The organism is Mesorhizobium sp. M7A.F.Ca.CA.002.04.1.1, from assembly GCF_004022805.1.
Classification (GTDB): domain Bacteria; phylum Pseudomonadota; class Alphaproteobacteria; order Rhizobiales; family Rhizobiaceae; genus Mesorhizobium; species Mesorhizobium ciceri.
In genome coordinates this window covers 1-20,604 of sequence record NZ_RZPL01000015.1, presented here as the reverse complement: position 1 = coordinate 20,604, position 20,604 = coordinate 1, and the positions used below count along the sequence as shown (strand labels likewise).

Below are 20,604 nucleotides of genomic sequence, written 5' to 3'. Positions count from 1 at the left end.
GTTGCCATGCGAATCGATGCTGGCGACCTTCCGCACCGTTCTGGCAGGCGCGAAAAGTCGTCCTATAGGGTTTGATAAATTTTGCGGGTCGGCTAAGTTGATCATGGGCACCTTGACTTGGCGCGGGTCCGGCAACCGTCGAACCTCTGCGCAAGAATGGGTAATTACTATCGATGACGAGCGCGGTGCCAGGCACTCTCGCTGCCTTTTTGTGCTTTTTTTCCCTGACCGTCAACGTTTCCGACGCGACAGGCCAGGAAACGGTGGCGAAGCCGGAAAAAAAGATAACTGAAATCAAGATAGGCTATTTGCGGGCCTACGCACCGCAATTGACGCTTTCCATGCTCGACCTGCCGCCACGTGACGAAGGTGTCGCCGGCGCCGAGGTGGCGATCGGCGACAACAACACGACGGGAAAGTTCACCAACCAGAAATTCAGCCTCGACGTGACCGAGGTCAAGCCCGACGGCGACGCGGTTCAGGCATTCGAAGGCATGATCGCCAAGGGCGACCGCTATGTGGTCGCCGATCTTTCAGCCAAACAATTGCTGTCGATCGCCGACATCGCCCGCGACAAAGGCGTGCTGATCTTCAACGTCGGCGCCACCGACGACAGCCTTCGCGAGGAGGACTGCCGCATCAACGTTTTCCATATCGCGCCGACGCGCAGCATGCTGGCCGACGCGCTGGCGCAGTATCTCATGGTGAAGAAGTGGCCGAATTGGGTGCTGCTCTATGGATCGCATGAGCAGGATCATCTCTACGCCGATGCGCTGCGCCGCGCGGCAACCCGCTTCGGCGGCCAGATCGTCGCCGAGAAGGAATTCAAGGATACCGGCACAGCCAGGCGCACCGACACCGGCGCCACGCAGATACAGCAGCAGATTTCCGTGTTCACGCAAGACGTGCCGGAGCATGACGTGGTGCTTGTCGCCGACGAAAGCGAGGTTTTCGGCACCTACGTGCCCTACCGCACCTGGACGCCGCGGCTGGTCGCCGGCACGGCCGGTCTGGTTGCATCGTCATGGCATCCCGCCAGCGAACAATGGGGCGGCATCCAGATGCAGAGCCGCTTCCTGAAGACGACGAGCCGGCGGATGCTCTCCAAAGACATGTCGGCCTGGACCGCGGTGCGTGCGGTCGGCGAGGCCACCACGCGCACCAAGGGCGACGATGCGAAAAAGATCAGCGACTATATACGCTCTGACGATTTTTCGGTTGCTGCTTTCAAGGGGCAGAAGCTGACCTTCCGCAAATGGAACCTCCAGCTTCGCCAGCCGATCTTGCTTGGCGACACCAAGTCGGTCGTCTCGACATCGCCACAGGAGGGCTATCTTCACCAGGTCTCCGAACTCGACACTCTCGGTGTCGATCAGCCGGAAACGAAGTGCGCTCTCAAGTAGAGTCAATCGGGAGGAATTTGCGTGCAGAAACGAGCTTGCGCATTCGCCATTCTCGCGGCCGGCTTCACGGCCAGCCCGGCATCGGCCTATACGGCTTACGTGTCCAACGAGAAGGACAACACGATGACCGTCGTCGACACGGCGACGATGCAGGTGGTGAAGACCGTCGAAGTCGGCCAGAGACCTCGCGGCATCACCATCTCGCATGACGGCAAATTCGTCTATCTATGCGCCAGCGATGACGACACGATCCAAATCATCGACACCGCGACACTTGAAATCGTCGGTACGCTGCCATCCGGCCCCGATCCCGAATTGTTCGTCCTCTCGCCCGACGGCAAGACGCTTTATGTCGCCAATGAGGACGACAATCTCGTCACCGCCATCGACGTCGAAAGCAAGCAGGTCCTGGCCGAGATACCAGTCGGCGTGGAGCCGGAAGGCATGGGTGTCAGCCCCGACGGCAAGACCATGGTCAACACCTCGGAAACCACCAGCATGGCGCATTTCATCGACACCGGCACGCATGAGGTGACGGACAATGTGCTGGTCGACACGCGCCCTCGCTTCGCCGAATTCAAGCCCGACGGCTCGCAGGTCTGGGTCAGCGCCGAGGTCGGCGGCACCGTCAGCGTCATCGACAACGCCAAACGCGAAGTGGTGAAGAAGATCCAGTTCGCGATTCAGGGACTGCGGGCCGAAACCATCCAGCCGGTAGGCATCGCCATCAGCGCCGATGGCAAGAAAGCCTATGTCGCGCTCGGCCCGGCGAACCATGTCGCGGTGATCAATACCGACACTTATGAGGTGGAAAAATACATCCTCGTCGGCCAGCGCGTCTGGCATCTGGCCTTCACGCCCGACCAGAAAACGCTGATCACCACGAATGGCAATTCCAACGATATCACCTTCATCGACACGGCCACCGACGAGCCGGTCCAATCGCTCACTGTGGGCCAGCAGCCCTGGGGTGTGGTCATTTCGCCCAAATAGCAGACATTGATCATCGGGAGGCTCAAGACATGAAACTTTGCCGTAGGTTTTTCTTCGCCGCGCTCGCCGGATTTGTCCTTGCTCCGATCGTAGCAAACGCCGACGATGCGACGTCAAAACCGTCGCGTGCCAGCAAGAACCTGCCGGAATTGATTATCGGTTCGGCCGATTCCACCTATGCGGTCAATCAGAAGGACTTCGAGCTGATCGCCGGCCAGGGCTATCGCTGGAAGATCACGTCCAAGGGCGGTTTCGAGTACAAGTTCGTGACCGATCTCTTCCGCAATGTCTGGATGGACCAGATCGTCATCAACGATTTGGAAGTGCATATGGACGGCGGACCGGCCTGGCTGGAATTCGACGACGCGGGAACGATCCAGGTGCAGTTCCATACCGTTCGCCCGGGCGAATATACCTGGTCGGTTCCCGACCTTGCCGACAAGGGACTGAAGGGCAAGATTACGATCAAGTAAGACAAAAGGCGATCAGGGGCGCCAATAGGCCAACGCGTCCTGAAGGAGCGATCCGGTATGCAGCATATGAGGACAAGCGGACCGGGAGACGAGGTGGCGGCGCTCGATGTCCGAGCCGTCAGCCATTCCTATGGCCAGAAGCGGGCGCTCAACGACGTCTCCTTCTCGATCGCGCCGGCGACTTTCACCGTTCTGCTCGGCCTCAACGGGGCCGGCAAGACGACGCTGTTCTCACTGATAAGCCACCTCTACGACACGCGTCACGGATCGATCCGCATCTTCAGCCATGACATTCGCCGCGCGTCCGGCGAAGCACTCAGGCGGGTCGGCATCGTGTTCCAGGCACGCACGCTCGATCTCGACCTCAGCGTCTACCAGAATCTCTCCTACCATGCCTCGTTGCATGGCATTGGCGGACGCGAAGCTCGCCAGCGCATTGCCGCGCTGCTGGAAACGGTCGACATGCAGGGCCGCCAGCATGACAAGGCACGCAGCCTCTCCGGCGGTCAGATGCGGCGCATCGAAATCGCCAGGGCGCTGCTGCACCGACCTTCCCTGCTCCTGCTTGACGAGGCGACCGTCGGCCTGGATATCGAATCTCGCGCGGGCATCCTCGCCACCATCCGCAAGCTCGTCCAAGCAGAGGGCATCGGCGTGCTCTGGGCCACGCATCTGATCGACGAAGTCGAAGACGCCGACCATGTCATCATACTGCGGCGGGGTGACCTGGTCGCCAGCGGCAAGGTGTCGGATGTGATCCGTGCGAACGGCGGAAGTTCGATTCGCGAAACCTTTTCGAAGCTCAGCCGCGTCGATGCGGCGGGCATGACGGAGACGTCGCCATGAGCGCCCCTTCGATGCCCGGAAAGGTCGCCGGCATCATGCCGGTGCGGTCCGAGCCATTCGGCCTGCGCCACTATCTCATTTGCCTGAAAGGCGTCGTCCTGCGCGAGTGCCTGCGCTTCCTGCACCAGCGCGAACGCTTCATTTCCTCGCTGGTCCGGCCGCTGGTCTGGCTGTTCATCTTCGCGGCCGGCTTTCGCCAGGTGCTTGGCGTGTCGATCATCCCGCCCTACAAGACCTATGTGCTCTACGAGGTCTATATCACGCCGGGCCTTTGCGGCATGATCCTGCTGTTTTCCGGCATGCAGTCTTCACTGTCGATGGTCTACGACCGCGAGATGGGCAACATGCGCATCCTGCTGGTCAGCCCGTTTCCGCGCTGGTTCCTGCTGGTGTCGAAGATGCTGGCCGGTGTGGCCGTATCGATCGTGCAGGTCTACGCGTTCCTGATCGTTGCCTGGTTGTGGGGCGTCAAAGCGCCGCCACTCGGCTATCTCTATGTTCTGCCGGCACTGTTCCTGTCGGGCATGATGCTTTGCGCGCTCGGCATGCTCTTGTCTTCGCTGATCAAGCAGCTTGAAAACTTCGCCGGCATCATGAACTTCGTCATCTTTCCCGGCTATTTCGCGTCTCCGGCGCTGTATCCCTTGTGGCGCATCCAGGAGGCGAGCCCCCTGCTCTACAAGATCTGCCTCTGCAACCCGTTCACCTATGCCGTCGAACTGATCCGTTTTGCCTTCTACGGGCAGATCGAATGGCTGTCGCTGGGCGTCGTCGCCGGCTGCACGCTGCTGTTCCTGGGCGGCGCCATCATCGCATACGACCCTTCGCGCGGTTTGGTGATCCGCAAACAGGACATGGGAGGAAACGCCTGATGGCGCGAATGAGACTTGTTCACACTCTGGTTCTGGTCACCACGCTTGCGTCGATGGAGGGCGCCGCCGCGGCAAACACCGATCCCGACTGGCCCTGCATGCAGCGTAAGGTGCCACAGCTCTCGCTTGGCCAGATCTGGAATGGGCCGGAGCTTCCGGCGACCGCGAAGGATTGGGCGAAGGATCCAGGCGTGTCGGCGCTTGTCGATGCTGTGGCGGCCCGGCGGACGCCGATTGCACAAGCCCAGAAGGAGATCAAGGATTTCGCGACTTCCCTACCGCCCGAGCAGGTCGCAACCAAAATGACGATGCTGGTGCAGGGAATGTTCGATCACATGGACGCCGAGCGTTCGCACGTGATCTCCGGCATCTCCCGCTATGCCCACAAACAGCTGGAAATGGCGGCACAGTTGCGCAAGGAAGCATCCGAAGTGGACGCGCTGCGCGCCAAGGCCGATGCGGATCCGGACGAAGTAGAACGGCGAACCGATCAACTGAATTTCGCGACGCGAATTTTCAACGAACGCGTCCAGTCGCTGACTTATGTCTGCGATGTGCCGACGATAATCGAGCAGCGGCTTTACCAGTTGTCGAAGACTGTCTCGGAAACGCTCATCGTGAAGAAATAGACCTTGGCCGCCTGTCTCACGACTCTCTGCCAGGCAGCACACGCCAGCGCTGCACGAAATAACCGGGATGCGTCTCGATCCACCTTGCCACCAGCGGCTGCGCCTGCATGAAGGCAGTCCCGGGATTCATCGCCAGACCGTCTACCATTTCCTCGCGTTGTTCGCAGGTCCGCGGTCCATCCGTCAGGCAGACCATCATAACGAGTGTGTAAAGCATTACCCCTTTTCCCCATCGAATTCCCGAACCCATACCCGGGAGAGTTCCGAACAGTCTGCAGGGGTTGCACATACAGATCGCTTACGGTGTGAAAGGACGTGGCCCCCGCTCTTTCGCACTGCAACATAACATATCGCTTATATAATACCAACGAGCGCGGGCGTTCTCCACCGGACTTTCATCCGTTGCGCTCGTGCAGTGTCATCCAGCCTTGTCTGGATACAGCTTTCCGAAAAGGGGCAGGTACATTGCGCCCTTGCGCATCAGGAAATCGTTGAATGTGGCCATCGCCGGCGAGATTGCGTGATCGGTTCGCATCACCGAGAACCATTGTCGGCGGATCGGCATGCCGACAACGTCGAGGATGACAAGCCGGCCTGCCTCGGTTTCCGCAGCGATGGTGTGAGCAGAGATGAAGGCGATGCCCAGACCAGCCATCACCGCCTGCTTGATCGTTTCGTTCGAGGCCATCTCGACACCGAGGTCGTCGATGCGCCCAGGCACGTCGCTCAGGAATATTTCCAACGAGATACGGGTTCCGGAGCCGGGCTCGCGAATAAGGAAATGCTCCTCGGCAATCCGCTCCTTGGAGATATCGCGCGCCGCCACCAAGGGATGGTCGGGCGGCGCGATGATGACCAGCGGATGATCACCGAAGACCGAAGCACGCACCGGAACCTCTTTCGCCGGACGCCCCATCAGCGCGATATCGATGTCGTGGTTCCTGAGGTTGTCGATCGTCTGGGCACGATTGCCGATGGCAAGCCGCATGTCGATGTCGGGATGGTCCTTCATGAACGCAGCCATCAGCCGCGGCGCGAAATATTTGGCTGTGGAAACGACGCCGAGCCTCAAGCTGCCGGTGCGTACGCCCTTGATGGCATCCATCTTGTCTTCGAGCAAACCGAGATGCTCCTCGATAACCTGCGCTGTCTCGACGAAAGCCAGACCTGCGGCAGTGGGACGCATGCCGTCCGACGTTCGGTCGAACAGAGCCAGCTGGAATTCTTCCTCCACTTGTCGCAGTTGGATTGTCAGCGCTGGAGGAGACAGGCCTAACATCTTGGCTGCGCTGACAATTTTGCCGCACTTGATGATTGCCTGGACGGTCTTGAAATGCTTGAGCGTGAGGTTTCTCATGTCGCATACTAAGTTATTTTTACTGACCAGGTAAAGTTATTGAATTTTACTTATCGTGTGACGTTTGTTTCCATTCCTCCAGTCCAGCCGCTCCGAGGAGATGCGGCCGGAGGGGAGGTTACGATGCCAGCGGCAACGCTCGACGCTTTTCTGAACTCCTATCTCGGCCAGCCAGACGAATTCCGCTCGGCCGTTGTGACGACCGTCCGTCAGTTGACACAGGCCGCCATCAAGGTCCGCAACACCATCAACCAAGGGGTGCTCGGCGCCGCCTTTGCCGAGACCCGTGGCGCCAATGCCGACGGCGACGTCCAGAAGGATCTCGACGTCTTCTCCGACGACATCTTCCTCGACGCCATGCGCCGTGCGCCGGTGGCGCTTTACGCCTCCGAGGAGCTGGAGCAGCCAGTCCTGCTCGACAGGCAAGCGCCACTCGCCATTGCGATCGACCCGCTCGACGGCTCTTCCAACATCGACACCAACGTGTCGATCGGAACGATCTTCTCGCTCCTGACCGCAACTGGCGCGCCGGACGCTGATCCGGCCGCCTCTTTCTTGCAGGCGGGCGTGAACCAGCTAGGCGCCGGTTTCTTCATCTATGGGCCGCAGCTGGCACTCGTCCTGTCGCTCGGCAGCGGCACGCATGTCTTCGTCTTCTCGACAAGGCTCGGCACCTTCGTCCAGGCCTATGAAAGCCGGATCATTCCGCAACGCACTCAGGAGTTCGCCATCAACGCCGCCAACTACCGGCACTGGGACGAGGCTGTGCGGCTCTATGTCGACGACTGCCTGGAGGGCACCGAAGGACCGCGCGAGAAGGATTTCAACATGCGCTGGATCGCCTCTCTGGTCGCCGACTGTTACCGCATATTGATGCGCGGCGGCGTTTTTCTCTACCCCGGCGATCGGCGCAAGGGCTATGGTCAGGGACGGCTGCGCCTCGTCTACGAGGCCAACCCGATCGCCTATCTCATAGAGCAGGCTGGTGGTGCCGCCACCGACGCGATCACCCGCATCCTGGAAATCGAGCCCGAGAGCCTGCATCAGCGCGTGCCGATGATCTTCGGGTCGGCGCGGGAAGTCGCGCGCATCACGCGCTACCACACAGAGCCGAGCAACATCGGTGAGCGTGCGCCGCTGTTCAGCCGCCGCGGCCTGTTCAGAGCCTGAGCTGCACCATGTCAGCCAAGCACCCCATCATCACCATCACCGGGTCGTCGGGCGCCGGCACGACCTCGGTCAAGCGCATCTTCGAGCTGATTTTCCGGCGCGAGAACATCGAGGCCGCTTTCATCGAAGGCGACGCATTTCACCGCTACGACCGCGCGGCGATGAAGGCAAAGGTGGCCGAGGAGGAAAAGGCCGGCAACCCGAACTTCACCCATTTCAATGCCGCGGCCAACGAACTCGGAATTCTCGAAGAGGTGTTCGCGGAATATGGCCGTCGCGGAACCGGCAAGACCCGCACCTACATTCATGATGAGGAAGAGGAAAAGCAGCACGGCACGCCACCGGGAACCTTTACCGAATGGCGCGAATTCGCTCCCAGCGACCTGCTCTTCTACGAGGGGCTGCACGGCTGTGTCGTCACCGACACGATCAATCTGGCCAAGCATGCGGATCTCAAGATCGGCGTCGTGCCGGTCATCAATCTCGAATGGATCCAGAAGATCCATCGCGACCGTTCGACACGCGGCTATTCCACCGAGGCGGTGATGGACGTGATCCTGCGCCGGATGCCCGACTATGTCCGCTACATTGTCCCGCAATTCTCGCAGACCGCCATCAACTTCCAGCGCGTGCCGATCGTCGATACGTCCAACCCGTTCATCGCGCGCTGGATTCCGACACCCGACGAATCGATGCTGGTTATCCGCTTCGCCAATCCGCGCGGCATCGATTTTCCGTATCTGCTGTCGATGATCCACGACTCGTTCATGTCGCGGCCAAATTCCATCGTGGTGCCAGGCAACAAGCTCGATCTTGCCATGCAGCTGATCCTGACGCCGCTCATCCTGCAATTGGTTGAACGCAAGAGCCGTGTGTCGTGAGGAGGATGCAATGACCAGCCAAACAGCACTGAAGCCCGTCACCACAACCGCTCTCGTCTCTGAGCGCGACATGGCGAACGCCATTCGCGCGCTGGCGATGGACAGCGTCCAAAAGGCGAATTCGGGTCATCCCGGCATGCCGATGGGCATGGCCGATGTCGCAACGGTGCTGTTCAACCGCTTCATCAATATCGATCCGTCGAGACCGGACTGGCCCGACCGTGACCGTTTCGTGCTTTCAGCCGGCCACGGCTCGATGCTGCAGTACGCGCTGCATCATCTGCTCGGCTACGAAGACATGCAGGTCGAGGAATTGCAGCGATTTCGGCAGCTGGGCAGCCGCACCGCCGGACATCCGGAATACGGCCATGCGCTTGGCGTGGAGACCACCACCGGACCGCTTGGACAGGGCATTTCCACGGCGGTCGGCATGGCGCTGGCGGAACGCATGCTTGCCGCCCGCTACGGTGCCGATCTGGTCGATCATCATACCTATGTGATTGCGGGCGACGGCTGCCTTCAGGAGGGAATCAGTCACGAGGCGATAGATCTCGCTGGTCACCTGAAGCTTTCCCGCCTGATTGTCTTCTGGGACGACAATGCGATTTCCATTGACGGGCCGACCTCCCTCTCCACGTCGATGGACCAGCCGGCGCGCTTCAAGGCCGCCGGCTGGGATGTCCAAAGTGTCGCCGGGCACGACATGGCAGCAGTCGCCGCGGCAATCGAGGCGGCGCGGCGGTCGGATCGGCCATCGCTGATTGCCTGCCGCACAGTGATCGGCATGGGTGCCCCCAATCTCGGCGGTTCGGAAAAGACGCACGGCGCACCGCTGGGTGAAGCAGAGATCGCCGCGACACGCGAAAACATCGGCTGGGCCCACGCGCCGTTCGAGGTGCCGGATGATATCCTTTTCGCCTGGCGCGAGATTGCCGGTCGCGGCGAAGCGATGCGGCGCGCCTGGGAGCAGCGGCTTGCCGCCTCGCCGCGACGCGAGGCTTTTGAAAACGCCGTCGCCGCCGAACTGGCCGACACGGTCTTCGACGCGCTCGAAGCCTTTCGTCGCGAACATGTCGAGAAGGCAACCAAGGTGGCGACGCGAAAAGCCTCCGAAATGGTGCTGGAGGCCATCAACGGCGCAACGGAATTGACCGTCGGCGGCTCGGCCGATCTGACGCACTCGAATCTGACGATCACCAAGGGCATGAACCGCATTGCGCCGAGTGACTATGCCGGCCGCTACATTCACTACGGCATTCGTGAACACGGCATGGCGGCCGCCATGAACGGCATCGCGCTGCATGGAGGGTTCGTGCCCTATGGCGGTACGTTCCTGTGCTTCGCCGATTATGCGCGCGGCGCGATGCGGCTCTCGGCGCTCATGGGCCAGCGCGTCATCTATGTGATGACACACGATTCCATCGGCCTCGGCGAGGACGGCCCGACGCACCAGCCGGTCGAGCACCTGGCGATGCTGCGTGCCACGCCCAATCTCAACGTCTTCCGTCCGGCGGATGTCATCGAAACGGCGGAGTGCTGGGAACTCGCGCTGAAGAGCAAGGATCGGCCGAGCGTGCTGGTGCTGTCGCGCCAGAACCTGCCGATGCTGCGTCGGTCGCACAGTGACGAGAACCGCTCCCGCCAGGGTGCCTACGTCCTGCGCGAACCAGCCGAGCACCGTGCCGTCACCCTGATCGCCACCGGCTCGGAGGTCGAGATCGCGGTTGCTGCCGCCGAAAGGCTGGAGACCGAGCATGGCGTCGCCGCCGCCGTCGTGTCGATGCCGTGCTGGGAGCTTTTCGAGGAGCAGGAAAGAGCCACCCGCAAGGCCGTCCTCGGCTCGGCGCCGCGCGTCGCGGTCGAAGCGGCAGCCCGGCTGGGCTGGGACCGCTGGATCGGCGAGACCGGCGCTTTCGTCGGCATGACCGGCTTCGGCGCCAGCGCCCCTGCCCCCGACCTCTACCGGCATTTCAACATAACGTCCGAAGCGGTTGCTGCAGCGGCGCTGAAGCTCATCATCTAGGAGGATTCACAATGGCTCGCATCACCCTTCGCCAGCTTCTCGACCATGCCGCCGAGCACGGCTACGGCGTACCGGCATTCAACATCAACAACATGGAACAGGGCCTCGCCATCATGGAAGCGGCCAAGGCCTGCGACGCGCCTGTCATCATCCAGGCTTCGCGTGGCGCCCGGACCTATGCCAACGACATCATGCTGGCCAAGATGATGGAGGCGCTGACCGAAATCCACCCAACCATCCCGCTATGCATCCATCAAGACCACGGCAACAGCGAGGCCACCTGCCTTTCCGCGATCCGCCACGGCTTCACCTCGGTGATGATGGACGGATCCTTGATGGCGGACGCCAAGACGCCGGCAAGCTACGACTACAACGTCGCCATAACCGAACGCGTCGCACGTATGGCGCATTGGGTCGGCGCTTCCGTCGAAGGCGAACTGGGCGTGCTCGGCTCGCTGGAAACCGGCCAAGGCGAGGCCGAGGATGGCCACGGCGCCGAGGGCGCGCTCTCCCACGACCAGCTCCTGACCGATCCCGATCAGGCGGTCGACTTCGTGACCGCAACCCAAGTCGACGCGCTGGCGATTGCCTGCGGCACCTCGCACGGTGCCTACAAATTCACCCGCAAGCCGGACGGCGACATCCTGGCCATGCAGGTGATCGAGGCGATCCACGAGAAGCTGCCCAACACGCATCTGGTCATGCACGGCTCTTCCTCTGTGCCGCAGGAGTTGCAGGACATCATCAACAGATACGGCGGCGAGATGCCCCAGACTTTTGGCGTCCCGGTCGAGGAGATCGAGCGCGGCATCCGCTACGGCGTGCGCAAGGTCAATATCGACACCGATTGCCGCATGGCCATGGCCGGGCAGTTCCGCCGCGTCGCGACGGAAGACCCGCGCGAGTTCGATCCCCGCAAATTCCTGAAGCCCGCCATGGATGCCTTGCGCGACCTTTGCCGGGACCGCTTCGAGCGTTTCGGTACGGCGTCCAACGCCTCGAAGATCAAGGTCATCGCCATGGACGAGATGGCGAAACGTTACGCCGCGGGAAAACTCGACCCCCAAATCGCAACCGCGAAAGCCGCCTGAGCAACAAACAGGAGACCTGTCATGAACAAGATCGACATACTGCCAGCGGGGACGCTCAAGGAAGGCAAGGAGCGCTACAAGTCAGGGGTCATCCCCTACAAGAAGATGGGCTACTGGGAGCCTGACTACAGGCCCAAGGAAACCGATCTGATCGCCATGTTCCGGATCACGCCGCAACCCGGTGTCGACCACGAGGAGGCGGCAGCCGCCATCGCCGGTGAATCCTCCACCGCGACGTGGACCGTGGTGTGGACCGACCGGCTGACAGCTTGCGAGCTCTATCGCGCCAAGGCGTTCAGATCCGAGCCGGTGCCGAACACCGGTCCCGGAACCAAGACCGAGCAACAGTACTTCGCCTACATCGCCTACGACCTCGACCTGTTCGAGCCGGGCTCGATCGCCAACCTGACCGCATCGATCATCGGCAATGTGTTCGGCTTCAAGGCAGTCAAGGCGTTGCGGCTGGAAGACATGCGTATCCCGGTGGCGTATCTCAAAACCTTCCAGGGGCCGGCGACCGGCATCGTGGTGGAGCGTGAGCGGCTCGACAAGTTCGGCCGGCCGCTGCTCGGCGCAACGACGAAGCCGAAGCTCGGCCTGTCGGGACGCAATTACGGGCGCGTCGTTTATGAAGCGCTGAAGGGCGGCCTCGACTTCGTCAAGGACGACGAGAATATCAACTCGCAGCCCTTCATGCATTGGCGCGACCGCTTCCTCTACTGCATGGAGGCCGTGAACAAGGCGTCGGCCGCCACCGGCGAGGTCAAGGGCCATTATCTCAACGTCACCGCCGGCACGATGGAGGAGATGTACGAGCGCGCCGAATTCGCCAAGCAACTTGGCTCCTGCATTGTGATGATCGATCTGGTCATCGGCTACACGGCGATCCAGTCGATGGCCAAGTGGGCACGCCGCAACGACATGATCCTGCACCTGCACCGTGCCGGCAACTCGACCTATTCGCGCCAGAAGAACCACGGCATGAATTTCCGCGTCATCTGCAAATGGATGCGCATGGCCGGCGTCGACCACATCCATGCCGGCACGGTGGTCGGCAAGCTGGAAGGCGACCCGCTCATGATCAAGGGATTTTATGACACGCTGCGCGAGGAGCGCACGCCGCAGAACCTCGAAACCGGGCTGTTCTTCGATCAGGAATGGGCCTCGCTCAACAAGGTGATGCCCGTTGCCTCGGGCGGCATCCATGCCGGCCAGATGCACCAGTTGATCCACTATCTCGGCGAGGACGTCATCCTGCAGTTCGGCGGCGGCACGATCGGCCATCCGGACGGTATCCAGGCAGGCGCGACGGCCAATCGCGTCGCCTTGGAAGCGATGATCCTGGCCCGCAACGAGGGGCGCGATTATTTGCGCGAAGGGACCAAGATCCTCGAACAGGCGGCCAGATGGTGCACGCCGCTGAAGGCTGCCCTGGAGACCTGGAAGGACGTCACCTTCAACTACGAATCGACCGACACGGCCGACTTCGTGCCAACCGCAACGCCCAGCTTCTAGACGAAAGGAACCGTCGTCATGATGACCAATCCGGGAAACAAGGTCACACAGGGGCAGTTCTCGTTCCTGCCCGACCTGACCGACGAGCAGATTTCGGCGCAGATCAAATACGCGCTGAAGAACCATTGGGCGGTCAGCGTCGAGTACACGGACGATCCGCATCCGCGAAACACCTATTGGGAAATGTACGGCAACCCCATGTTCGACTTGAAAGATCCGGCGGGCATACTGCTCGAGGTCAATGCTTGCCGGAAAGCCTGTCCGAACATGTATGTGCGGGTAACCGCCTTCGATTCGACCAAAGGCTGGGAAGCGCCGCGCATGTCGTTCATTGTCAACCGGCCGCCCAGCGAACCCGGGTTCCGGCTGCTGCGCCAGGAGCGTGACGGCCGCAGCCAGGGTTATTCGATCGTGCCTTATGCGACCGACAGGCCCGAAGGCGAGCGGAGCTAGCCGAACCATGCTGAACGCGATGACAAAGGACGCTGCCGCACAAGACGCGACGGTTGATCTGCAGGCCGAGTTCGAGGCGTCCAACATCGACGAGGTGATGGACAAGCTCGACCGAGAACTCGTTGGCCTGAAGCCGGTCAAGACCCGCATCCGCGAGATCGCCGCCCTCCTCCTGGTCGACCGGCTTCGCCGCAGGTTCGGACTGACATCGGGCGCGCCGACGCTGCACATGAATTTCACGGGAAATCCTGGCACCGGAAAGACCACGGTGGCGCTGAGGATGGCCGAAATCCTGCATCGTCTGGGTTATGTCCGCGAAGGCCACATGGTCGCCGTGACTCGCGACGATCTCGTCGGCCAGTATGTGGGCCACACCGCGCCCAAGACCCGCGAGGTGATCAAGCGTGCCATGGGCGGCGTGCTTTTCATCGACGAGGCCTACTATCTCTACAAGCCAGAGAACGAACGCGACTACGGCCAGGAATCGATCGAAATCCTGCTGCAGTGCATGGAGAACAACCGTGACGATCTGGTTGTGATCCTTGCCGGCTACAAGAACAAGATGGACCGCTTCTTCGACAGCAATCCCGGCATGCGTTCGCGCATCGCCCACCACCTCGATTTCCCTGACTATGGCGTCAGCGAACTGAAATCGATCGCCGAGATTATGCTCGCGGAGCAGAATTATCGCCTCAGCGAGGCGGCGTCCCAGGCGCTCGAAGAGTATCTTCCGATCCGCATGAGGCTGCCGCATTTCTCCAACGCGCGTTCGGTTCGCAATGGGCTCGACCGGGCGCGGCTGCGGCAGGCCAACCGGCTTTTCGCATCGCGCAGCCGGGTGTTGACCAAGGCCGATCTTATCACCATCGAGGAATCCGACATTCGCGGCAGCCGCGTGTTCGCGGAAGGGAAACTGGAAGGCGAACCGGAGACGAAGATGCGCTGACACGACGAAGCGGCCGGCGCAGCGACCAACACCGCAGACAGAATTGGAGACGACGACCATGGTCACCGGGACAATCATCGCACCCTCCGTGCTTTCCGCGGATTTCTCGCGGCTCGGCGACGAGGTCGAAGCTGTCGTGCGGGCGGGTGCCGACTGGATCCATCTCGACGTGATGGACGGCCACTTCGTGCCCAACATCACCTTCGGTCCGCCGGTGATCAAGGCGATCCGCGACCGAACGGACAAAATCTTCGACTGCCATCTGATGATCGCGCCGGCCGACCCCTATCTGGCCGCCTTCGCCGACGCCGGTTGCGACATCATCACGGTGCATGCAGAGGCCGGGCCGCATCTCGATCGTTCCCTGCAGGCGATCAAAAATCTCGGCAAGAAGGCCGGCGTATCGCTGAATCCTTCGACGCCGGAGAGCGTCATCGAATATGTGCTCGACAGGCTCGATCTGGTGCTTCTGATGACGGTCAATCCAGGCTTCGGCGGCCAGGCCTTCATTTCCGCGGTCATCGAGAAGATCAGGCGAATCAAGGCATTGGTTGGCCACCGCCCGATTGACATCGAAATCGATGGCGGCGTCACGGCCGAAACCGCCCCGCTGGTCGCCGCGGCCGGCGCCAATGTGCTGGTCGCCGGGTCGGCCGTGTTCAAGGGGGGCACCGAGGCGGCCTACCGCGCCAACATTGGAACCATCCGACAGGCGGCCGACGGTGCGATCCGGAAAGCCGCGTAAACCATTTCATCGGAGGCAAGCATGGCGGCCGTTCCCCCTGTCTGCGATTTCGGCTGGCGCGCGATCGATGCCGTTTTGCCCGGCGTCGACGGCAGGTCGCATTCGATCCTCAGCCAGGCCGGCCCGAACGGCCTGGTCGTGGCCTTCATCTGCAATCACTGCCCTTATGTGAAGGCGGTGATTTCACGTATCGTGCGCGATGCCAACGACCTCAAGGCCGAAGGTATCGGCTTTGTCGCAATCAACTCGAACGATGCCGACACCTACCCGGAGGATTCCTTCGACCAAATGAAGCTCTTCGCCACGACGAACGGCTTCAGCTTCCCTTACCTGCACGACCAGCGCCAAACTGTAGCGCGCGATTACGTGGCGGTGTGCACTCCCGATTTCTTCGGGTTCAACAGCGAGTTGGGATTGCAATATCGCGGTCGGCTGGACGCCTCGCGACGAGAAGCCGGAGCGCCCGGGCTGAGACGCGATCTGTTCGAGGCGATGAAGCAGGTTGCCCGAACCGGCGACGGGCCGCTGGACCAGGTCGCCTCGATCGGCTGCTCGATCAAGTGGAAGGATGACGCATGAACGTCGGCGCAGGTAGGCCGCTTCGATCGCCGAAGGCGATCCTGTTCGACCTCGACGGCACGCTGGTCGACTCGGCACCGGACATAGCGGCCGCCGTCAACGAATTGCTGGCCAGCCGCGATCTGCCGCCGCTGCGCCTGGACCGGGTCAAGGCCATGATCGGCGGCGGTGTCAGGAAACTGATCGAGCGAGCCTTCGCGGCATCGGGAGCGCCACTGCTCGGCAACGCTCTCGATGAGGCAAACCGCGTCATGGCGCCTATCTACCGCCGGCACCTGACCGGCCTGACAAGGCTGATGCCTGGCGTCAGGGAGGCCCTCACCCACTTTCATTTGGGCGGAGTAAGCATGGGGGTGGCAACCAACAAACCGCAGTTGGCGACCCGCGAAATCCTGCTTCATTTCGGATTGACGGAATATTTCGGTGCGATCGTCGGCGGAGACGCGGTGACATACCTGAAACCGGCGCCCGATGCCCTGCTGCTGGCGTTGGCACAACTAGGCGTCGACCCGGGTGACGCGCTGCTGGTCGGAGACAGTGGCGCTGACCTGGGCGCCGCACGCGCCGCCGGCATGCCCGTCATTCTGCTGCGTGGCGGCTACAGCCACATTCCGGTGGAAGAGCTTGGCGCCGATCTTGTTTGCGACAGCCTTTTCGATCTGCCTTCGGCAATGCAGGGGCTGCAAGCCGATGCGTGATCGAGGCGAACGCCGGCCGAACGCAAGTTCGAACGGCCGGCGGCGCGCTATTTCGAGAATTGCTTCAGATAGGCGATGACATTGGCGATGTCTTCGTCCTGTTTGAGGCCGACAAACGCCATCTTTGTTCCTTTGACCATGGCCTTGGGATCGTGAAGGTAAGTCTTCAGCGTGGGTTCATCCCATTTGACGCCGGACTTGCCTGCCGCGACCATCGCCTGAGAATAGCTGAACCCCGGGTGCGTGCCGGCTGTTCGGCCGATGACGCCGTTCAACGACGGGCCGACCTTGTTCTTGTCCTGGTCGGCGACATGGCAGACCTTGCATTTGGCGAAGACCTTCTCACCCGCCGCCGCGTCCTGTGCCTGGGATTGGCTCGCGATGAAGGGCACAACGGACATGACTGCGAAAAATGCGATTGCGCGCATGGTATTTCCTCATTGATCGTCTGGGTGCCCTGGACGATTTGTGCATGCCGATCCTTTGATCCGTCGGCATGCGCCTTACGCGGTGGCGTGGAAATTCCGCTTCTCCCGTGGAGCCGCGCCACGTCACCTGGAAGCTAATCGGCATGTTGTGAAAGTCAATCGTACAAAGGTTTAGAGGCCTGGGTGCTCAAGGATCCTGTCCATTCGTCTTTGTTGACGGCTATTGGGCGAGCGCGTAGCTTGACCTCATTCCGGTTTCTCCATTGGCACCTTGAGAAATCCGGCAAGTGGCGGTTTTGTCCTGGCTCCTGGTTGGGCTGGACTCGCCGAGATGGGCGTTTGGGAACGCGCAAGAGGTGCTGAATGGACATGGTCGATCTCATATTGACGGTTTGCCTCAGCGCCAATCCGAGCAATTGCCGAGACGAACATCTCTATTTCGAGAGCCGCGGCACCCTGTTCCAATGCATGTTCCTTGCCCCCAGCGAAATCGCGAAATGGTCTCAAGAACACCCGACCCTCAAGGTCATGCGCTGGAAATGCGCATTTCCGAGCAAGGAACGAGCCATCTGATTTGGCAGCGCGGAACCCTGGGGAGGAGGTGTCATGATGGTTTCACGGCGCATGACGTTGCGTCTGGCGGTTCTCGGGACAGCCGCTGTTCTTGCTACCAGGCCAGCCGTTGCGGCAGCCAGGATTCGCCTCGGTGTGCTGAAGTTTGGAACCGTGAGTTGGGAACTCGATACGCTACGGCAGCACAAGTTCGATGCCGCGAACGGGATCGATCTGGAGATCATCGACTTCGCCGGCGAGGATGCAACCAACGTCGCGATGCAGGCTGGCGCGATCGACATGATCGTTTCCGACTGGCTGTGGGTCTCGCGCCAGCGCTCCGAAGGCGGCGACCTCACATTGTTCCCCTATTCCACCGCCGTGGGCGCGATCATGGTGAAGGAGGGTTCACCGATCCGGACGGTCGCCGATCTCAAGGACAAGAAGATCGGCGTCGCCGGCGGCCCGCTCGACAAGAGTTGGCTGCTGATACAAGCGCTGACCAGACGCGATCTCGGCGTCGACCTGTCGGCAACCAGCGACATCGTCTTTGGCGCGCCGCCGCTGATTTCGGAAAAGGCGATACAGGGCGAACTCGATGCAGTGCTGAATTTCTGGCATTTTTGCGCCCGTCTCGAGGCCAATGGCTTCCGTCGATTGATCGGCGTGAATGACGCGGCAAAGACGCTTGGGGCTCTGGGACCCGTGTCGGCGCTCGGTTACGTCTTCCATGACCAATGGGCGAACGAGAACCCCGATGCCGTCAGGGGGTTCGTGAGGGCGTCCGCGCAAGCCAAAGACTTGCTGGCCAGATCCGATGACGAATGGCTGCGTCTGGCGCCGATCATTCGCGCGGAAGGCAAGGAACTGGAAAAACTGCGCGATCGCTATCGTCAGGGCATTCCCAGACGGTCGGTCGCCGAGGAAGCGGCTGACGCCGGCAGGCTATACCATGTGCTGGCGGCGATCGGCGGCGCGAAGCTGGTCGGCAGCGCGGCGGAGATGGCGCCCGGCACATTCTGGCAGGAACCCTGGAAATGACCGCATCGGAAACCGACGGCACGCGTGATGCCCCGCCGAGCATGTCCGGCCGACGCAGCCTGGCGACGGCACTGGCGCCCGCGCTGACCGTAGCGGTTTCCCTGCTCGGGCTTTGCCTGCTGTGGAACCTTGCGGCAGGCGTCTGGCCAAGCCGTGCCTTTCCAGGACCTGGGCAGGTCTGGCAGGTGCTTCTCAGGGAGGCTGCGAGCGGCGACCTCTTTTACCATCTCGGCGTGACCCTCGGCCGGGTCGCCGCAGCATATATCGTCGCAATGATCATCGGATCCGTCATCGGCGTTTTGCTCGGCAGCTATCGTCGCGTCGACCGTTTTTTCAACCCGTGGGTGATCCTGTTCCTCAACATCCCGGCGCTGGTGGTCATCGTCCTCGGCTACATCTGGTTCGGCCTCAACGAGGCGGCGGCGATCGGCGCGGTGGCGGTGAACAAGATCCCGAATGTCGTGGTGACGATGCGTGAAGGCGCCAGGACGCTTGATCCAAGTTATGCCGAGATGGCCACCGTCTATCGCTTCGGCCGCCTTGATCGCATCCGCCATATCCTGCTGCCGCAATTGCAGCCCTATCTTGCCGCCGCGTCGCGATCCGGCATCGCCCTCATCTGGAAGATCGTCCTGGTCGTCGAACTGCTCGGCCGCTCGAACGGTGTCGGCTTCCAGATCCATCTCTATTTCCAGCTTTTCGATGTCGCCGCCATTCTTGCCTACACGCTGGCTTTCGTGGCGGTGATGCTTGTCATTGAACTTCTCCTGGTGCAGCCCGTTGAACGACATGCAACCCGTTGGCGCCGTCGTCCCGCTTAAGGTCGACATCGCCGAAAAGACCTTCAGGTCCGCGCGAGGCGTCTCGATCACGGCGCTTCAGGACCTTTCCTTCGAGGTCCGGCAAGGCGAATTCGCCTGCTTGCTTGGACCGTCGGGCTGCGGCAAGACCACGACGCTGCGTATCCTGCTTGGCTTGGACAAAGACTTTTCCGGCTCCTTCCAGTTGCCGCAAGGAGGTTCGAACCGCATCGCCGCCGTATTCCAGGAACCGACCCTGCTGCCGTGGCGAACGGTGGAGCAGAATGTCAGGCTGGCGTTGCCGAAAAGCTTGAGGGCGAAAAATCTCGACGGGCTGTTCGACACGCTCGGCCTCGCGGCCATGCGCTCGCTCTATCCTGCCGAACTGTCGCTCGGCCTTGCGCGCAGGGCAGCACTTGCCAGGGCTTTCGCCACGGAGCCGGCGGTGCTTTTCCTGGACGAACCCTTTGTCTCGCTCGACGAACAGACCGCCGAGCGGCTTCGGCATCTGCTTTTGACCGTGTGGTCGGCACGGCCCACGACCGCCTTGATGGTGACCCACAATCTACGCGAGGCACTGATGCTCTCGGACCGCATCATCGTGCTCGCGCCGCGGCCAACCCATGTGCTCGGCGTGTTCGACGTACGGTTGCCACGGCAACATCGCAATTCGCAGGTGATGAGCGACCTTCTGCGGTCGTTCCATCATAGATTTCCGGACGTCACCTGATCGCCTGCAGGTGAAATGCATATCGGAGGCCTTCATGTCGATCGATCGGCTAAGACGCAGGCTTGTGAGTGGCTTCGCCTGTACCGCCGCCAGCGCCGCCTTGATGCCGTGCTGCCTCGGACGAGCCGCGGCTGGCAACCTGGGATTCTCGCTCAGGCAGATCGCCGACGGCGTCTTCGCCTTCCAGGGCACGGATGAATTGATGACCGCCGCCAACGACGGTGCGATCTGCAATCTGGGCGCCGTCATCGGTACCGATGCGGTTGCCGTCATCGACAGCGGTGGCAGCCTGATCGAGGCGCACGCCTTTCTCGCCGCGATCGGAAAGGTAACCGCAAAGCCGGTTCGCTTCCTGGTCAACACCCACATGCACCCCGAC

The 20,604-nt window shown here is 61.5% G+C and carries 25 protein-coding genes; 22 read left to right on the top strand and 3 right to left on the bottom strand.

The genetic code is table 11. The features are described 5' to 3' along the window. From ENZ75_RS34550 to ENZ75_RS01795, 7 genes are all read left to right on the top strand, one after another. Positions 1 to 292: hypothetical protein (locus tag ENZ75_RS34550; RefSeq protein ID WP_206617008.1), on the top strand; the 292-nt coding region annotated here is incomplete at its 5' end. Further along, positions 174 to 1,403: an ABC transporter substrate-binding protein gene (locus tag ENZ75_RS01820; RefSeq protein WP_063167851.1), complete on the top strand. Its 1,230-nt coding sequence runs from the start codon at positions 174 to 176 to the stop codon at positions 1,401 to 1,403. The genes ENZ75_RS34550 and ENZ75_RS01820, both read left to right, overlap by 119 nt. A gap of 21 nt (positions 1,404 to 1,424) precedes the next feature. Continuing rightward, a complete protein-coding gene (locus tag ENZ75_RS01815; protein ID WP_013532045.1) occupies positions 1,425 to 2,396 on the top strand; it encodes a YVTN family beta-propeller repeat protein in 972 nt (323 codons plus the stop codon). 29 nt (positions 2,397 to 2,425) lie between these two features. Further along, a complete protein-coding gene (locus ENZ75_RS01810; protein WP_013532046.1) occupies positions 2,426 to 2,869 on the top strand; it encodes a hypothetical protein in 444 nt (147 codons plus the stop codon). Between the two features lie 57 nt (positions 2,870 to 2,926). Continuing rightward, positions 2,927 to 3,715: an ATP-binding cassette domain-containing protein gene (locus ENZ75_RS01805; RefSeq protein WP_063167850.1), complete on the top strand. Its 789-nt coding sequence runs from the start codon at positions 2,927 to 2,929 to the stop codon at positions 3,713 to 3,715. 35 nt (positions 3,716 to 3,750) lie between these two features. Beyond that, a complete protein-coding gene (locus ENZ75_RS01800; protein ID WP_050580490.1) occupies positions 3,751 to 4,587 on the top strand; it encodes an ABC transporter permease in 837 nt (278 codons plus the stop codon). Positions 4,588 to 4,640: 53 nt separating this feature from the next. After that, entirely contained in the window at positions 4,641 to 5,216 is a 576-nt protein-coding gene (locus ENZ75_RS01795; RefSeq protein WP_244514294.1) for a hypothetical protein, read from the top strand. A 16-nt stretch (positions 5,217 to 5,232) separates the two neighbouring features. Here the strand turns inward: ENZ75_RS01795 and ENZ75_RS01790 are convergent, their stop codons facing one another. Both ENZ75_RS01790 and ENZ75_RS01785 read right to left on the bottom strand, forming a co-directional pair. Then, positions 5,233 to 5,433, bottom strand: coding sequence for a hypothetical protein (locus ENZ75_RS01790; RefSeq protein ID WP_013532050.1), 201 nt, complete (start codon positions 5,431 to 5,433; stop codon positions 5,233 to 5,235). Between the two features lie 201 nt (positions 5,434 to 5,634). Continuing rightward, positions 5,635 to 6,573, bottom strand: a complete 939-nt coding sequence (locus tag ENZ75_RS01785; RefSeq protein ID WP_013532051.1) for a LysR family transcriptional regulator — start codon at positions 6,571 to 6,573, stop codon at positions 5,635 to 5,637. A gap of 123 nt (positions 6,574 to 6,696) precedes the next feature. On the opposite strand from ENZ75_RS01785, the gene ENZ75_RS01780 reads away from it, so the two are divergent. From ENZ75_RS01780 to gph, 10 genes are read left to right on the top strand one after another with little or no spacing between them, the layout of a single operon-like run. Further along, on the top strand, positions 6,697 to 7,743 hold the full coding sequence (locus ENZ75_RS01780) for a class 1 fructose-bisphosphatase (protein WP_013532052.1): 1,047 nt from the start codon (positions 6,697 to 6,699) through the stop codon (positions 7,741 to 7,743). Between the two features lie 8 nt (positions 7,744 to 7,751). Beyond that, positions 7,752 to 8,624, top strand: a complete 873-nt coding sequence (locus ENZ75_RS01775; RefSeq protein ID WP_013532053.1) for a phosphoribulokinase — start codon at positions 7,752 to 7,754, stop codon at positions 8,622 to 8,624. Between the two features lie 10 nt (positions 8,625 to 8,634). After that, the gene (gene tkt / locus ENZ75_RS01770; RefSeq protein WP_063167849.1) at positions 8,635 to 10,647 is read left to right on the top strand and encodes a transketolase; all 2,013 of its coding nucleotides are present in this window, start codon (positions 8,635 to 8,637) and stop codon (positions 10,645 to 10,647) included. An 11-nt stretch (positions 10,648 to 10,658) separates the two neighbouring features. Further along, positions 10,659 to 11,738 (top strand): class II fructose-bisphosphate aldolase, encoded by a 1,080-nt coding sequence (fba, locus tag ENZ75_RS01765; RefSeq protein ID WP_063167848.1) that lies wholly within the window; start codon positions 10,659 to 10,661, stop codon positions 11,736 to 11,738. Positions 11,739 to 11,759: 21 nt separating this feature from the next. Next, positions 11,760 to 13,253 (top strand): ribulose-bisphosphate carboxylase large subunit, encoded by a 1,494-nt coding sequence (locus ENZ75_RS01760; protein WP_013532056.1) that lies wholly within the window; start codon positions 11,760 to 11,762, stop codon positions 13,251 to 13,253. An 18-nt stretch (positions 13,254 to 13,271) separates the two neighbouring features. Beyond that, complete coding sequence (locus tag ENZ75_RS01755) at positions 13,272 to 13,706, top strand: ribulose bisphosphate carboxylase small subunit (protein ID WP_013532057.1); 435 nt, start codon at positions 13,272 to 13,274, stop codon at positions 13,704 to 13,706. A 19-nt stretch (positions 13,707 to 13,725) separates the two neighbouring features. After that, positions 13,726 to 14,652: a CbbX protein gene (gene cbbX / locus ENZ75_RS01750; RefSeq protein ID WP_198032116.1), complete on the top strand. Its 927-nt coding sequence runs from the start codon at positions 13,726 to 13,728 to the stop codon at positions 14,650 to 14,652. A 58-nt stretch (positions 14,653 to 14,710) separates the two neighbouring features. Next, on the top strand, positions 14,711 to 15,397 hold the full coding sequence (gene rpe / locus ENZ75_RS01745; RefSeq protein WP_063167847.1) for a ribulose-phosphate 3-epimerase: 687 nt from the start codon (positions 14,711 to 14,713) through the stop codon (positions 15,395 to 15,397). A 21-nt stretch (positions 15,398 to 15,418) separates the two neighbouring features. After that, positions 15,419 to 15,976 carry a thioredoxin family protein gene (locus ENZ75_RS01740; RefSeq protein WP_013532060.1) on the top strand — a complete coding sequence of 186 codons (558 nt, stop codon included), beginning with the start codon at positions 15,419 to 15,421 and terminating at the stop codon, positions 15,974 to 15,976. After that, on the top strand, positions 15,973 to 16,674 hold the full coding sequence (gene gph, locus ENZ75_RS01735; protein ID WP_013532061.1) for a phosphoglycolate phosphatase: 702 nt from the start codon (positions 15,973 to 15,975) through the stop codon (positions 16,672 to 16,674). The genes ENZ75_RS01740 and gph overlap by 4 nt, the downstream gene beginning before the upstream one ends. 47 nt (positions 16,675 to 16,721) lie before the next feature. Here the strand turns inward: gph and ENZ75_RS01730 are convergent, their stop codons facing one another. After that, entirely contained in the window at positions 16,722 to 17,102 is a 381-nt protein-coding gene (locus ENZ75_RS01730) for a cytochrome c family protein (protein WP_024504374.1), read from the bottom strand. A gap of 363 nt (positions 17,103 to 17,465) precedes the next feature. Here ENZ75_RS01730 and ENZ75_RS01725 point away from each other — a divergent pair, with 363 nt between their 5' ends. From ENZ75_RS01725 to ENZ75_RS01705, 5 genes are all read left to right on the top strand, one after another. Then, the gene (locus ENZ75_RS01725; protein WP_013532063.1) at positions 17,466 to 17,675 is read left to right on the top strand and encodes a hypothetical protein; all 210 of its coding nucleotides are present in this window, start codon (positions 17,466 to 17,468) and stop codon (positions 17,673 to 17,675) included. Positions 17,676 to 17,708: 33 nt separating this feature from the next. Continuing rightward, positions 17,709 to 18,695, top strand: coding sequence for an ABC transporter substrate-binding protein (locus ENZ75_RS01720; protein WP_063167846.1), 987 nt, complete (start codon positions 17,709 to 17,711; stop codon positions 18,693 to 18,695). After that, positions 18,692 to 19,516: an ABC transporter permease gene (locus tag ENZ75_RS01715; RefSeq protein WP_027162619.1), complete on the top strand. Its 825-nt coding sequence runs from the start codon at positions 18,692 to 18,694 to the stop codon at positions 19,514 to 19,516. The genes ENZ75_RS01720 and ENZ75_RS01715 overlap by 4 nt, the downstream gene beginning before the upstream one ends. Further along, entirely contained in the window at positions 19,485 to 20,225 is a 741-nt protein-coding gene (locus tag ENZ75_RS01710; RefSeq protein ID WP_013532066.1) for an ATP-binding cassette domain-containing protein, read from the top strand. The genes ENZ75_RS01715 and ENZ75_RS01710 overlap by 32 nt, the downstream gene beginning before the upstream one ends. Before the next feature lie 34 nt (positions 20,226 to 20,259). Next, on the top strand, positions 20,260 to 20,604 hold a 345-nt coding region (locus tag ENZ75_RS01705; RefSeq protein WP_128277873.1), incomplete at its 3' end, for an MBL fold metallo-hydrolase.

Coding starts and splice junctions, on each gene's coding strand:
- ENZ75_RS01820 (WP_063167851.1), top strand. CDS start 174: ATGACGAGCGCGGTGCCAGGCACTCTCGCTGCCTTTTTGTGCTTTTTT.
- ENZ75_RS01810 (WP_013532046.1), top strand. CDS start 2,426: ATGAAACTTTGCCGTAGGTTTTTCTTCGCCGCGCTCGCCGGATTTGTC.
- ENZ75_RS01805 (WP_063167850.1), top strand. CDS start 2,927: ATGCAGCATATGAGGACAAGCGGACCGGGAGACGAGGTGGCGGCGCTC.
- ENZ75_RS01800 (WP_050580490.1), top strand. CDS start 3,751: ATGCCGGTGCGGTCCGAGCCATTCGGCCTGCGCCACTATCTCATTTGC.
- ENZ75_RS01795 (WP_244514294.1), top strand. CDS start 4,641: ATGGAGGGCGCCGCCGCGGCAAACACCGATCCCGACTGGCCCTGCATG.
- ENZ75_RS01790 (WP_013532050.1), bottom strand. CDS start 5,433: ATGCTTTACACACTCGTTATGATGGTCTGCCTGACGGATGGACCGCGG.
- ENZ75_RS01785 (WP_013532051.1), bottom strand. CDS start 6,573: ATGAGAAACCTCACGCTCAAGCATTTCAAGACCGTCCAGGCAATCATC.
- ENZ75_RS01780 (WP_013532052.1), top strand. CDS start 6,697: ATGCCAGCGGCAACGCTCGACGCTTTTCTGAACTCCTATCTCGGCCAG.
- ENZ75_RS01775 (WP_013532053.1), top strand. CDS start 7,752: ATGTCAGCCAAGCACCCCATCATCACCATCACCGGGTCGTCGGGCGCC.
- tkt (WP_063167849.1), top strand. CDS start 8,635: ATGACCAGCCAAACAGCACTGAAGCCCGTCACCACAACCGCTCTCGTC.
- fba (WP_063167848.1), top strand. CDS start 10,659: ATGGCTCGCATCACCCTTCGCCAGCTTCTCGACCATGCCGCCGAGCAC.
- ENZ75_RS01760 (WP_013532056.1), top strand. CDS start 11,760: ATGAACAAGATCGACATACTGCCAGCGGGGACGCTCAAGGAAGGCAAG.
- ENZ75_RS01755 (WP_013532057.1), top strand. CDS start 13,272: ATGATGACCAATCCGGGAAACAAGGTCACACAGGGGCAGTTCTCGTTC.
- cbbX (WP_198032116.1), top strand. CDS start 13,726: ATGACAAAGGACGCTGCCGCACAAGACGCGACGGTTGATCTGCAGGCC.
- rpe (WP_063167847.1), top strand. CDS start 14,711: ATGGTCACCGGGACAATCATCGCACCCTCCGTGCTTTCCGCGGATTTC.
- ENZ75_RS01740 (WP_013532060.1), top strand. CDS start 15,419: ATGGCGGCCGTTCCCCCTGTCTGCGATTTCGGCTGGCGCGCGATCGAT.
- gph (WP_013532061.1), top strand. CDS start 15,973: ATGAACGTCGGCGCAGGTAGGCCGCTTCGATCGCCGAAGGCGATCCTG.
- ENZ75_RS01730 (WP_024504374.1), bottom strand. CDS start 17,102: ATGCGCGCAATCGCATTTTTCGCAGTCATGTCCGTTGTGCCCTTCATC.
- ENZ75_RS01725 (WP_013532063.1), top strand. CDS start 17,466: ATGGACATGGTCGATCTCATATTGACGGTTTGCCTCAGCGCCAATCCG.
- ENZ75_RS01720 (WP_063167846.1), top strand. CDS start 17,709: ATGATGGTTTCACGGCGCATGACGTTGCGTCTGGCGGTTCTCGGGACA.
- ENZ75_RS01715 (WP_027162619.1), top strand. CDS start 18,692: ATGACCGCATCGGAAACCGACGGCACGCGTGATGCCCCGCCGAGCATG.
- ENZ75_RS01710 (WP_013532066.1), top strand. CDS start 19,485: ATGCAACCCGTTGGCGCCGTCGTCCCGCTTAAGGTCGACATCGCCGAA.